Annotated in this window: 9 protein-coding genes and 1 pseudogene; 7 read left to right on the top strand and 3 right to left on the bottom strand. The window is 71.8% G+C overall.

The genetic code is table 11. The features are described from left to right. Nucleotides 1-12 precede the first annotated feature (12 nt). Complete coding sequence (locus tag IH50_RS0100120) at nt 13-2190, top strand: 3-hydroxyacyl-CoA dehydrogenase NAD-binding domain-containing protein (RefSeq protein WP_030855852.1); 2178 nt, start codon at nt 13-15, stop codon at nt 2188-2190. Between the two features lie 30 nt (nt 2191-2220). On the opposite strand, the gene IH50_RS0100115 is transcribed toward IH50_RS0100120, so the two are convergent. Then, nucleotides 2221-2916, bottom strand: a complete 696-nt coding sequence (locus IH50_RS0100115; protein ID WP_030855850.1) for a MerR family transcriptional regulator — start codon at nt 2914-2916, stop codon at nt 2221-2223. A gap of 220 nt (nt 2917-3136) precedes the next feature. On the opposite strand from IH50_RS0100115, the gene IH50_RS0100110 reads away from it, so the two are divergent. The 6 genes and pseudogenes from IH50_RS0100110 to IH50_RS0100085 all read left to right on the top strand — a co-directional run bounded on the left by IH50_RS0100110 (nt 3137) and on the right by IH50_RS0100085 (nt 10209). Further along, entirely contained in the window at nt 3137-4603 is a 1467-nt protein-coding gene (locus IH50_RS0100110) for an amino acid permease (protein WP_030855848.1), read from the top strand. Nucleotides 4604-4645: 42 nt separating this feature from the next. Beyond that, nucleotides 4646-5125, top strand: coding sequence for a macro domain-containing protein (locus IH50_RS0100105; RefSeq protein WP_030855846.1), 480 nt, complete (start codon nt 4646-4648; stop codon nt 5123-5125). 123 nt (nt 5126-5248) lie between these two features. Further along, nucleotides 5249-5437, top strand: a pseudogene (locus tag IH50_RS42280) (hypothetical protein); the annotation flags it as partial. A gap of 84 nt (nt 5438-5521) precedes the next feature. Next, nucleotides 5522-7243, top strand: a complete 1722-nt coding sequence (locus tag IH50_RS0100095) for a BCCT family transporter (protein ID WP_030855845.1) — start codon at nt 5522-5524, stop codon at nt 7241-7243. Nucleotides 7244-7491: 248 nt separating this feature from the next. Beyond that, complete coding sequence (locus IH50_RS0100090) at nt 7492-8514, top strand: hypothetical protein (protein ID WP_030855843.1); 1023 nt, start codon at nt 7492-7494, stop codon at nt 8512-8514. A 48-nt stretch (nt 8515-8562) separates the two neighbouring features. Further along, nucleotides 8563-10209 (top strand): ABC-F family ATP-binding cassette domain-containing protein, encoded by a 1647-nt coding sequence (locus IH50_RS0100085; RefSeq protein WP_030855840.1) that lies wholly within the window; start codon nt 8563-8565, stop codon nt 10207-10209. 194 nt (nt 10210-10403) lie between these two features. Here the strand turns inward: IH50_RS0100085 and IH50_RS0100080 are convergent, their stop codons facing one another. Beyond that, complete coding sequence (locus IH50_RS0100080; RefSeq protein WP_030855838.1) at nt 10404-12767, bottom strand: Tex family protein; 2364 nt, start codon at nt 12765-12767, stop codon at nt 10404-10406. 105 nt (nt 12768-12872) lie between these two features. Then, a complete protein-coding gene (locus IH50_RS43110; RefSeq protein ID WP_267883264.1) occupies nt 12873-13004 on the bottom strand; it encodes an LPFR motif small protein in 132 nt (43 codons plus the stop codon). Nucleotides 13005-13133 lie beyond the last annotated feature (129 nt).

Raw genomic sequence — 13133 nt, 5'->3', positions numbered from 1 at the left:
GGAGACCCCCTCATGACCGAGAGCACCACCATCCGCTGGGAACAGGACCGCACCGGCGTCGTCACCCTCGTCATCGACGACCCGAACCAGTCCGCGAACACCATGAACCAGGCGTTCCGCGACTCCCTCGCCGTGATCACCGACCGCCTGGAGGCGGAACGCGACACCATCCGCGGCGTCATCGTCACCTCCGCCAAGAAGACCTTCTTCGCCGGCGGCGACCTGCGCGACCTGATCCGGGTCACCCCCGAGACGGCCCAGGACCTCTTCGACGGTGGCATGGCCCTCAAGCGGCACCTGCGCCGCATCGAGACCCTCGGCAAGCCCGTCGTCGCGGCGATCAACGGCGCCGCCCTCGGCGGCGGCTACGAACTCGCCCTCGCCTGCCACCACCGGATCGCCCTCGACGCCCCCGGCTCCAAGATCGGCTGCCCCGAGGTCACCCTCGGCCTGCTCCCCGGCGGCGGCGGTGTCGTCCGCACCGTGCGCATGCTCGGTATCACCGACGCGCTGCTGAAGGTGCTCCTCCAGGGCACCCAGTACAGCCCGCGCCGCGCCCTGGAGAACGGCCTGGTCGACGAGATCGCCGACACGCGCGAGGACATGCTCGCCAAGGCCCGCGCCTACATCGACGCCCACCCCGAGTCCGCCCAGCCCTGGGACAAGCCGGGTTACCGCATCCCCGGCGGCACCCCCGCCCACCCGAAGTTCGCCGCCAACCTGCCCGCCTTCCCGGCCAACCTGCGCAAGCAGACGGGCGGCGCCCCCTACCCGGCCCCGCGCAACATCATGGCCGCCGCCGTCGAGGGCTCCCAGGTCGACTTCGAGACCGCCCAGGTCATCGAGGCCCGCTACTTCGTCGAGCTGGCCGCCGGACAGACCTCGAAGAACATGATCCAGGCGTTCTTCTTCGACCTCCAGGCCGTCAACTCCGGCGCCAGCCGGCCGAAGGGCGTCGAACCGCGCAAGGTGACCAAGGTGGCCGTCCTCGGCGCCGGGATGATGGGCGCGGGCATCGCCTACTCGTGCGCCCGCGCGGGCATCGAGGTCGTCCTGAAGGACGTCTCCCTGGAAGCCGCCGTCAAGGGCAAGGGCTACTCCGAGAAGCTGTGCGCCAAGGCCGTCGCCAAGGGCCGTACCAGCCGGGAGAAGGCCGACGCGCTGCTCGCGCGGATCACGCCCACCGCCGAGGCCGCCGACCTCGCCGGCTGCGACGCGGTCATCGAGGCCGTCTTCGAGGACACCGCCCTCAAGCACAAGGTGTTCCAGGAGATCCAGGACGTCGTCGCCCCCGACGCGCTGCTGTGCTCCAACACCTCCACCCTGCCCATCACCGCCCTCGCCGAGGGCGTCGAGCGCCAGGCCGACTTCATCGGACTGCACTTCTTCTCACCCGTCGACAAGATGCCGCTGGTCGAGATCATCAAGGGTGAGCGCACCGGCGACGAGGCGCTGGCCCGCGCCTTCGACCTGGTCCGCCGGATCAACAAGACCCCGATCGTCGTCAACGACTCGCGCGGCTTCTTCACCTCCCGGGTCATCGGCCACTTCATCAACGAGGGCGTCGCCATGGTCGGCGAGGGCATCGAGCCCGCGTCGGTCGAACAGGCCGCCGCCCAGGCGGGCTACCCGGCCAAGGTGCTCTCCCTGGTGGACGAGCTGACCCTCACCCTCCCGCGCAAGATCCGGAAAGAGACGAAGCGGGCCGTCGAGGAGGCCGGCGGCACCTGGACCGCGCACCCCGCCGAGGCCGTCATCGACCGCATGGTCGACGAGTTCGAGCGCCCCGGCCGCAGCGGCGGCGCCGGCTTCTACGAGTACGGCGAGGACGGCAGGCGCGGCAGCCTGTGGCCCGGACTGCGCGAGCACTTCACGAAGGCCGGACATCGGATCCCGTTCCGCGACATGCAGGAACGCATGCTGTTCGCCGAGGCGCTGGACACCGTCCGGCTCCTCGAGGAGGGCGTGCTCACCTCCGTCGCCGACGCCAACATCGGCTCGATCCTCGGCATCGGCTTCCCCGGCTGGACCGGCGGCGTCCTCCAGTACATCAACGGTTACGAGGGCGGCCTGCCCGGATTCACGGCCCGCGCGCGCGAGCTCGCCGAACGCTACGGCGAGCGCTTCACCCCGCCGGCGCTGCTGGTGGCGAAGGCGGAACGGGGGGAGGTCTTCACGGACGCCCGCTGACCCGCCGCGAGGGGTGACGGGCCCGTCCCGTCACCCCTCCTCGTCGAGCCACTCCCGCAGCTCCTCCCGCAGCGACCGCTGGAACGTGGTCAGCAGCGCCTGCACCACCAGCGGACGCATCCGGGCGGACAGGGACCGTACGTCCCGCGCGTCCCGCTCCGCGACCGCGTCGCGCAGCAGCCGCGACAGCTCCCGGGCGGCCGCGCGGGAGTGCTCGGTGAGCGCGGTGCGCGCGGCGAGGACCGTCTCATGGGACAACGGCACGTCCAGCAGCTCCACCCCGAGCCGCAGCAGTCCGGGGTCGACCCGCAGCACCTCGCCGTCCCGCTCGACGACGCCCATCGCCGCCAGCCGCCGGAGATCCTCCTCGTCCAGCGCCCGCCCCGCCCGGCGCTCCAGCTCCTCGCGCGGCACCGTCTCCATCGCCTCGGGCGCCCAGGAGGCCACCACCGCCCGCTGGACCGCCAGGTCCCGGGCGTTCAGATCCGGCGGCAGCTGCCCCAGGTACCGCTCGATCGCCGCCAGCGTCATGCCCAGGTGCTGCAACTCCTCGATGAGCTCCAGCCGGGCCAGGTGCTCCCGTCCGTAGTGACCGACCCGCCGGGGACCGATCACCGGCGGCGGCAGCAGCCCCTTGGTGCCGTAGAAGCGGACCGTGCGCACGGTGACACCGGCCCGCGCCGCCAGTTCGTCGATCGTGAGCGGCTGCTCGGTCTCGGTCGTCATGCGCAGCAGTATCGCTGTCCCACCACCGCTGTGACACCTCGGCCGGCACCCCGCGCGGGCGTGTGAGATGTCCCGCGGTGTGACGTGCGCCATCGCGTGAGACACCGCACTTCGGGAAAGGTGCCCCATCGGTCTGTGCCTTGATCCGAGCGCGCCGGCCGAGGCAATCCGGACACCCGGGCGCGACCCGCCCGAGCGCACCAGAGAGTGGAACCACTTCGTGAGCAAGGACGCCGTCACCACGGCAACGGCCGCAGAGCGCACCGCCGCGGCCCCGACGCCCGCGGACGCGGGCGACGCCGGTTACAGCAAGGACCTCAAGGCCCGCCACGTCAACATGATCGCCATCGGCGGCGCGATCGGCACCGGACTCTTCCTGGGCGCCGGAGGACGCCTGCACGACGCGGGCCCGGCGCTCGCGATCGCCTACCTGGTCTGCGGCGTCTTCGCCTTCTTCGTCGTCCGTGCCCTGGGCGAGCTGGTCCTGTACCGGCCGTCGTCCGGGTCCTTCGTGTCGTACGCGCGCGAGTTCCTCGGCGAGAAGGGCGCGTACGTCGCCGGCTGGATGTACTTCCTGAACTGGTCGACCACCGGCATCGCCGACATCACCGCGATCGCCCTCTACACGCACTACTGGAGCGCGTTCACCGACATCCCGCAGTGGGTGCTCGCGCTGATCGCCCTCGCCGTGGTCCTCGCGGTGAACCTGATCTCGGTGAAGATCTTCGGCGAGATGGAGTTCTGGTTCGCGATCGTCAAGGTCGCCACCCTCGTCGCCTTCATGCTCATCGGCGTCTTCCTGCTCGCCACCCGGCACGAGGTGGGCGGTGGCACCCCCGGCCTGAGCATGATCACCGACAACGGCGGCATCCTTCCGCACGGCGTGCTGCCCGTCGTCCTCGTCATGCAGGGCGTGATCTTCGCCTACGCGGCGCTGGAACTGGTCGGCGTCGCCGCGGGCGAGACCGCCGAACCGGAGAAGGTCGTCCCCCGCGCGGTGAACTCCATCATGTGGCGCGTCGGCCTCTTCTACGTCGGCTCCGTCGTCCTGCTCGCCCTCCTGCTCCCCGGCTCGATGTACTCGGCCGGCGAGAGCCCCTTCGTCACGGTCCTGTCGAAGATCGGCGTCCCTGCCGCCGGCGACGTGATGAACCTCGTCGTCCTCACGGCCGCGATGTCGTCCCTGAACTCCGGCCTGTACTCCACCGGCCGCATCCTGCGCTCCATGGCCATGGCGGGCTCCGCCCCGAAGTTCACCGCCCGCATGAACCGCAGCCAGGTGCCCTACGGAGGCATCCTGCTGACCTGCGGCGTGTGCGTCCTCGGCGTCGGCCTGAACTTCCTCGTGCCGGCCCAGGCCTTCGAGATCGTGCTGAACGTCGCCTCCCTCGGCATCATCAGCACCTGGGTGATCATCATGATCTGCCACCTGGTCTTCGTCCGCCGCGCCCGCGCCGGGCTTCTCACCCGCCCGTCCTTCCGGCTCCCCGGCAGCCCGGTCACCGAGATCGCCACCATCGCCTTCCTGGTCTCCGTCCTCGGCCTGATGTGGAACGACCCGGAGGTCGGCCGCAAGACCCTGCTGCTCGTCCCGGTGATCGCCGCGATGCTGGTCGGCGGCTGGTACGGCGTCCGCCGCCGGGTGGCGCGGAACACCGGCCAGGAGCTCTCGCGACCGGCGAAGTAGCACGTCGGAGCCACTGTCAGTGGCAACGCCTACGGTGGCGTCATGTCGGAGATCACGTACGTCCGGGGTGACGCCACCGTTCCGTCGGTGAAGGGCGTCAAGGTCATCGCCCATGTCTGCAACGACATCGGCGGGTGGGGGAAGGGCTTCGTCCTGGCCGTGTCGCGCCGCTGGCCCGAACCGGAGGCCGCCTACCGCGCCTGGCACCGCGACCGCGCCGCGAACGACTTCGCTCTGGGCGCGGTCCAGCTGGTCCAGGTCGAGCGGTACGTCTGGGTGGCCAACATGATCGGCCAGCGCGGTACACGGACCGGCAGTAAAGGCGTCCCCGTCCGCTACGAGGCGATCGACACCGCCCTCGCCCGCCTCGCCGACAGGGCGACGGAGCTGGACGCCTCCGTGCACATGCCCCGCATCGGCTGCGGCCTGGCCGGCGGCACGTGGTCCCGTATCGAACCCCTGATCACCGAGCGGCTGGTACGGCGCGGGATACCGGTGACGGTGTACGACCACGGCGACTGAGCCGGCCCGTCACCGCTCCCGCGCGGGAACCGGCGCGCCCACCGGGTGTGGTTCCAGCCACCTGGAGCCCCACGCGGCGCCAACCGCCCTCTCCCGCACCCGAGTCCACCCCTGCACCGTCCCGACACCCCGACGCTCACCCTCGACCCGGCCCGTACCTCCGCGCGGGTGCCGTTCGTCGGCGGGACGGACGCCTTCGCCCGCGCCACGGCGGGCTCGCCCACCACGGCCCCGGACAGCGTCCTGGACGGCGTGGACCGACCGGACGTCACCGCTCACCGCGTCCCCGGGGAGGCAGGCACATCGCGCTGAGGAGGTGAGTTTTGCGCCAAAGGTGGTAGGGGCGTAGCGGGAGGAGCGTTCTCCGCCCAACGGCTCTGAGGAAAGGTGCCGCCTGTGACGCAGAACCAGCACAGCGACAAGGACGACACGGCGGGCCCGCTGCCGGGTTCGGAAGCGGGCCTGCCGGGCCGGGAGCGTCCGCGGACCGACCGGGTGGTGTTCGGCGTCACGGCCGTCCTCACCCTCGCGTTCGTGCTGTGGGGCGCCATCGGGACGGACTCGCTCGAGGACGCCTCCACCACCCTGCTCGGCGGGCTGATGCACAACGGCGGCTGGGCGTTCATGCTGGCCGCCTCCGGCTTCGTCGTCTTCGCCCTCTGGCTGGCGGCCAGCCGCTACGGCCGGATCCACCTCGGCGCCGAGGGCGAGGAACCGGAGTTCCGCACGGTGTCGTGGATCGCCATGATGTTCAGCGCCGGCATGGGCATCGGCCTGATGTTCTGGGGCGTGAGCGAACCGCTGGCGCACTACACGACACCCCCGCCGGGCACCAGCCCGGCCGACTCGGGCGATCGCATGGAGACGGCCATGGCGACCACCCTCTTCCACTGGACGCTCCACCCGTGGGCGATCTACGCGGTGGTCGGCCTCGCCATCGCCTACAGCACCTTCCGCAGGCGCCGCCGGCAGACCATCAGCGCCGTGTTCACCCCGCTCATCGGGGAGAGGCACGCGAACGGCGTCGGCGGCCGGGTCATCGACGTGCTCGCCATCATCGCGACGGTCTTCGGCTCCGCGGCCTCGCTGGGCCTCGGCGCGCTGCAGATCGGCTCCGGTGTGGAGAAGCTCGACTGGATGGACAAAGTCAGCACCGGACTGCTGGTCGGCATCATCGCGGTGCTGACCGTGGCGTTCGTGGCCTCCGCGGTCTCCGGTGTGGAGAAGGGCATCCAGTGGCTGTCCAACACCAACATGGTGCTGGCGCTGATCCTCGCCGTGTTCGTGTTCGCCGCGGGCCCGACCATCCTCGTCCTGGACCTGCTGCCGACCTCGGTCTTCGCCTACCTCGGCGACCTGCCCGAGCTGGCCGGCCGCACCGAGATCAGCGGGGGCGAGGGCGTCGCCGACTGGCTGGGCAGCTGGACCGTCTTCTACTGGGCCTGGTGGATCTCCTGGACGCCCTTCGTGGGCATGTTCATCGCCCGCATCAGCCGGGGCCGGACCATCCGCCAGTTCATCGGCGGAGTCATCCTGGTGCCCAGCACGGTCAGCCTGATCTGGTTCGCGATCTTCGGCGGCTCGGCGATGAGGCTCCAGGAACAGAACCGCCTCGGCGACGAGACCACCCCCGAGGGCCGGCTCTTCGCCGTGCTCCAGGAGTACCCCATCGCCACCGTCACCAGCCTGCTGGTGATGATCCTCGTCGGCATCTTCTTCGTCTCGGGAGCCGACGCGGCCTCCATCGTGATGGGCACCCTCTCGCAGAAGGGCGCGCTCGAACCCAGCCGCTGGGCGGTGGTCTTCTGGGGCGTGGTCACCGGCGCGGTGGCGGCGATCATGCTGCTGGTCGGCAGCGGCCAGGGCGACGCGCTGACCGGCCTGCAGAACCTCACGATCCTCGCGGCGGCCCCGTTCGTCATCGTGATGATCTTCATGTGCGTGGCACTCATGCGCGACCTGCGCCGCGACCCGCTCATCGTGCGGGGCGAGATGGGCTCCGAGGCGGTGGAGCTCGCGGTCATCGAGGGCCACAGGAAGTACGACGGCGAATTCGAGCTCCGTGTGGGCCCGGGCCGCGGCCCGGACGTGGAGGGCGACCCCATCGGCAAGCACTGACCCGGTCTTCCGGCCCTCACGCGACCGACCCCATGCCGATCCGCGCCCGCCCGTGCCGTTCGCTCGGCCGGGGCGGGCGCGACGGCACCCCGCGAACGCCGGTGGGCCGGTCACCGCCCGGCCGGGTCCGGCGGGTGGCACCGTGCCGACGCCGGCGGCCCCCTCACCCCGCCCCGGCCGAGCGGGCGGCACGAAGCGGAACAGTTCATGCCGCGCTCAGGTCACCCCCGGATGGGAATACTCACCGCATGTCTGCCGAGTACGCGACCTTCGGCCTGGCACCGGCGACGAGAGCCGGTGGACTCCTCGCCGACGGTGACCACCAAGTCCACCGGGACTTCGTCGACTTCGTCGTCGACGGATGTCCGCTGCTCTTCCGCCTCTCCGACCTGGACGCCGTCTCGCCGCTCGCCTCCGACGTCCCGCCCTCCCTCTTCGCCGCCCAGGTCCGGAGCCTGCTGCTGGAGACCGAGGCCCCGCTGCCCGCCGGCCGGTACATCGTCTACGGCTGCCCCGAGTGCGAGGACCTCGCCTGCGGCGCGGTGACCGCGGTCATCGAACGGGACGGCGAGGACGTCATCTGGCGCGACTTCGCCTGGCAGACCGACGAGCACGCCGACCTGGAGCTCAACGGCTACCACGGCCTGGGCCCGTTCCGCTTCCAGGGCACCGCATACCGTAAGGCCCTCGCCTCCCTCCTCGACGGCGCCGTCCCCGGCGCCCGCCGCCGGGTCCTGCTGATCGGCGCCCGGGTCGCCCTGCTCGCCCGGCTCGCCGCGGCCCTGCGCACCATCGGCGTCGGCGCCGACATCGCCCCCGACGCCGACGGCGTCCCCGCCGACGAACTGCGCGGCTACGACGCCGTGGTCTTCGGCCGGTCGGTGAGCGACGGCGAACGTGACGCCGTCCGTCGCGCCTTCGCCGACGCCGACGTCGACGTGCCCTGTGTCGACGGCTTCGCCCCCGTCGTCCCGCTCCTCGTCGCCCAGACCGAACAGGCCCTGGAACGCGGCCCGCGGGACCGGCGCCGCCTGACGGAACTCACCGCCACCGGCGACACGGCGGAGCTGGAGGTCACCTCGTCCTGCCGGGTCAAGCTCACCGCGTACCGGATCGACCGCCTCTCCCGCACCCACACCCGGGACCTCTTCGACGGCGTGCTCGAACCCGGCCGCCACCGCGTCCCGCTGGACGGCAGGGCGGTGAGGGGCGAGGCGTACCTGGTCGCGCGCACCGGCGGGACGGTACGGGTGACGGAGGTGGGGCGGTGAGAACCGGGGCGCGTCCGGCCGCGCGCGGCCATTAGGATCGGCGGTCTGATGACTGCCACCCTCGTCGCCAAGAACCTCGCCGCCGGGCACGGCGACCGCTCCCTGTTCACCGGCCTCGACCTCGTCGTCGCGCCCGGCGACGTGATCGGTCTGGTCGGTGCCAACGGCGCGGGCAAGTCCACGCTGCTGCGCCTGCTCGCCGGCCTCACCACACCGGAACAGGGCGAGCTGCGCCTCTCCCCGCCCACCGCGACCGTCGGGCACCTCCCGCAGGAGCCGGAGCGCCGGCCCGGCGAGAGCGTGCGGGCGTTCCTGGCCCGCCGTACCGGTGTCGCCGAGGCCCAGCGGACCATGGACGAGGCGACCCAGGCCCTGGTCGACGGCGCGCCGGGCGCGGACGACGCGTACGCCACCAGCCTGGAGCGCTGGCTGTCCCTGGGCGGCGCCGACCTCGACGAGCGCGCCGAGGAGGTCGCCGACTCCCTCGGCCTGGCCGTCGGCCTGGACCAGCCGATGACCTCGCTCTCCGGCGGCCAGGCGGCCCGTGCCGGGCTCGCCTCCCTCCTCCTCTCCCGCTACGACGTCTTCCTCCTCGACGAGCCGACCAACGACCTCGACCTGGACGGCCTGGAACGCCTCGAACGCTTCGTGACCGGCCTGCGCGCCGGCACGGTCGTCGTCAGCCACGACCGCGAGTTCCTCACCCGCACGGTCACCAAGGTCCTCGAACTCGACCTCGCCCAGCGGCAGATCAACCTCTACGGCGGTGGCTACGAGGCCTACCTGGAGGAGCGGGACGTGGCCCGCCGGCACGCCCGCGACGAGTACGAGGAGTACGCCGACAAGAAGGCCGCGCTCCAGGACCGGGCGCAGACGCAGCGCGCCTGGATGGACAAGGGCGTGAAGAACGCGCGCCGCAAAGCGGGCAACGACAACGACAAGATCGGCCGCAAGTTCCGTAGCGAGACCAGCGAGAAGCAGGCCGCGAAGGCGCGTCAGACGCAGCGCATGATCGAACGCCTGGAGGTGGTCGAGGAGCCGCGCAAGGAGTGGGAGCTGCGCATGGAGATCGCGTCGGCCCCCCGCTCGGGCGCGGTGGTGGCGACGCTGCGGGACGCCGAGGTACGGCGCGGCGACTTCACCCTCGGCCCGGTCTCCCTGCAGATCGACTGGGCCGACCGGGTGGCGGTGACGGGCGCCAACGGCGCGGGCAAGTCCACGCTCCTCGGCGCCCTCCTGGGCCGCGTCCCGCTCGACGCCGGACACGCCGCCCTGGGCTCGGGCGTACTCCTCGGCGAGGTCGACCAGGCCCGCGCGCTGTTCCACGGCCCCGAAGCCCTGCTCGACGCGTTCCGCCCCGCGGTCCCCGACCTGGAGCCGGCCGACATCCGCACGCTGCTGGCCAAGTTCGGCCTCAAGGCGGACCACGTCATGCGCCCGGCGGCCACCCTCTCCCCGGGTGAACGCACGAGGGCCGCCCTGGCCCTCCTCCAGGGCAGGGGCGTCAACCTCCTGATCCTCGACGAGCCGACCAACCACCTGGACCTGCCGGCCATCGAACAACTCGAATCAGCCCTGAACACCTACCAGGGCACCCTCCTCCTGATCACCCACGACCGCCGCATGCTCGACGCGGTGCGGGTGACCAGACGCCTGGAGGTCACAGACGGCAAGGTAACGGAGACCCCTGCGTAACCGCGGGCAGCTCTGCACCACTCCGCGGGCAGTCGCGCCTCCCCCAGTGCCTCAAGGGCCTGGGAGGTGCCCCCAGGGCGGCACGGGTGGGCGGTGGGGGTACCTCCCGCTCGAGCGAAGCCGGGAGTGGGGGAGGCACCCGGCAAGCGCCGGTCCGCGAAACCCACCCCCGCCCAGCCCCAACCGGCCCGCGCCTACGCCAGCCCGGCCCGCCGCAACGCGTCGGCCATCGCCCCGTTCGCGGGAGCAGGCGCGGCCGCGGACCGCCCCTTCCCTCCGCCCCCGGAACCGGACCGCCCCTGCTGCTGCCGCTGCCTGGGAGGGCGCCCCCCTTGCCGCTGCTCCCCGCGCTGCCCCCGCTGCTCCCCCTGAGGCGCGGCCTCGTCGTCCAGCCGCAGCGTCAGCGCGATCCTCTTCCGCGGAAGATCGACGTCCAGCACCTTCACCTTGACGATGTCCCCCGGCTTCACCACGTCCCGGGGATCCTTCACGAACGTCCTCGACATGGCCGACACATGCACCAGCCCGTCCTGGTGCACACCGACGTCCACGAACGCCCCGAACGCGGCCACGTTCGTCACGACGCCCTCCAGCACCATCCCGGAGGCCAGGTCGGAGATCTTCTCCACCCCCTCCTTGAAGACGGCGGTCCTGAACGCTGGCCGAGGGTCCCGCCCCGGCTTCTCCAGCTCCTTCAGGATGTCGCCCACGGTCGGCAGACCGAACTTCTCGTCCACGAAGTCCTCGGCCCGCAGCGACCGCAGCACCGCCGTGTTCCCGATCAGCGCGGCGACCTCCGCCCCGGAGGACTTCACCATCCGCCGCACCACCGGATACGCCTCCGGGTGCACACTGGACGCGTCCAGCGGATCGTCACCGCCACGGATCCGCAGGAAGCCCGCACACTGCTCGTACGCCTTCGGGCCGAGCCGCGCCACCTTCTTCAGCTCGCTCCGCGACCGGAACGGCCCGTTGGAGTCCCGGTGCGCCACGATGTTCTCGGCGAGCCCGGACGTGATGCCGGAGACCCGTGCCAGCAGCGGCGCCGACGCGGTGTTGACGTCCACACCCACGCCGTTCACACAGTCCTCCACCACCGCGTCCAGCGAACGCGACAGCTTCACCTCGGACAGGTCGTGCTGGTACTGGCCGACCCCGATCGACTTCGGGTCGATCTTCACCAGCTCGGCCAGCGGGTCCTGGAGCCGGCGCGCGATCGACACCGCGCCGCGCAGCGACACGTCCATGTCGGGCAGCTCCTGCGAGGCGAAGGCGGACGCCGAGTACACGGAGGCACCCGCCTCGGACACCATCACCTTGGTCAGCTTCAACTCGGGGTGCTTGGTGATGAGTTCACCGGCGAGCTTGTCGGTCTCACGGGACGCCGTGCCGTTGCCGATCGCGATCAGCTCGACCGCGTGCTCCTTCGCCAGCCGCGCCAGCTTCGCGATCGCCTCGTCCCACCGGTTGGCCGGGACATGCGGATGGATGACGTCCGTGGCGACGACCTTGCCGGTTGCGTCCACCACGGCGACCTTCACGCCCGTACGGAAACCGGGGTCGAGGCCCAGCGTCGCGCGCGTACCGGCCGGGGCGGCGAGCAGCAGGTCGCGCAGATTGGCCGCGAAGACCCGCACCGCCTCGTCCTCCGCCGCCGTCCGCAGCCGCAGCCGCAGGTCGATGCCGAGGTGCACCAGGATGCGCGTACGCCAGGCCCAGCGGACCGTGTCGCCCAGCCACTTGTCGGCCGGACGCCCCTGCTGGGAGATCCCGAACCGGCCGGCGACGATCCCCTCGTACGACGACGGGCCGTCCACCGGCTCCTCCGGCTCCAGGACGAGGTCGAGGACCTCCTCCTTCTCGCCGCGCAGCATCGCCAGGATCCGGTGCGAGGGCAGGTCGGTGAAGGGCTCGGCGAAGTCGAAGTAGTCGGAGAACTTCGCCCCCGCCTCCTCCTTGCCGTCGCGCACCTTCGCGACCAGCCGCCCGCGCGCCCACATGCGCTCGCGCAGCTCGCCGATCAGGTCGGCGTCCTCCGAGAACCGCTCGGTGAGGATCGCCCGCGCACCGTCCAGGGCGGCCTGCGGATCGGCGACACCCTTGCCGGCGTCCACGAACGCGGCGGCCGCGGCGAGGGGCTCGACGCCCGGATCGGCGAGCAGCCCCTCCGCCAGCGGCTCGAGCCCCGCCTCACGCGCGATCTGCGCCTTGGTGCGCCGCTTGGGCTTGTACGGCAGGTAGATGTCCTCCAGGCGTGCCTTGGTCTCCGCACCGCGGATCCGCGCCTCGAGCTCGTCCGTCAGCTTGCCCTGCTCGCGCACCGACTCCAGGATCGCCGTCCGGCGCTCCTCCAGCTCCCGCAGATAGCGCAGCCGCTCCTCGAGCGTGCGCAGCTGCGCGTCGTCGAGCATCTCGGTCGCTTCTTTGCGGTAGCGGGCGATGAAGGGCACGGTCGAACCGCCGTCGAGCAGCTCCACCGCGGCCTTGACCTGCCGCTCCCGTACGCCGAGCTCCTCGGCGATCCTGCCTTCGATGGACCCTGCCAGGGGTGTCGTCACGTTCCCGTACCGCCTTCTCCACTGAGGTTGCGCGGCAATTGTGGCAGGTGGTGCCGACAATCGGGGATCAGGGCGGCGACTCGCCCGGGGACCGCGCGGGCGGCGTCAGGCGCGGCGGCCCCGGGCGGTGGACGAGGCCCCGCCGAACAGCCTGGCGAGCGCCCGGAACGGCAGGGTCACTACGGTGGCGATGGCTCCGCCGATCTGGCGCAGGACATCCGCGATGGCACGCAGCACGTGTCTCTCCTTCCGTCTCCCGGCCCCGTCGGCCGGGTCCGACTGCGTGTACCTCGTCAACGCCTCACCATGCACGCCGTCCCGGTCCGGGCATGGCAGGAAAGGTGGGGAACCCGTCGTTGCGGCCAT

Origin of the sequence: Streptomyces sp. NRRL S-37 (genome assembly GCF_000721605.1) — a bacterium.
Lineage (GTDB): Bacteria > Actinomycetota > Actinomycetes > Streptomycetales > Streptomycetaceae > Streptomyces.
This window is presented reverse-complemented; position numbering and strand designations above follow the sequence as displayed.

Coding starts and splice junctions, on each gene's coding strand:
- IH50_RS0100115 (WP_030855850.1), bottom strand. CDS start 2,916: ATGACGACCGAGACCGAGCAGCCGCTCACGATCGACGAACTGGCGGCG.
- IH50_RS0100085 (WP_030855840.1), top strand. CDS start 8,563: ATGACTGCCACCCTCGTCGCCAAGAACCTCGCCGCCGGGCACGGCGAC.
- IH50_RS0100105 (WP_030855846.1), top strand. CDS start 4,646: ATGTCGGAGATCACGTACGTCCGGGGTGACGCCACCGTTCCGTCGGTG.
- IH50_RS0100120 (WP_030855852.1), top strand. CDS start 13: ATGACCGAGAGCACCACCATCCGCTGGGAACAGGACCGCACCGGCGTC.
- IH50_RS0100090 (WP_030855843.1), top strand. CDS start 7,492: ATGTCTGCCGAGTACGCGACCTTCGGCCTGGCACCGGCGACGAGAGCC.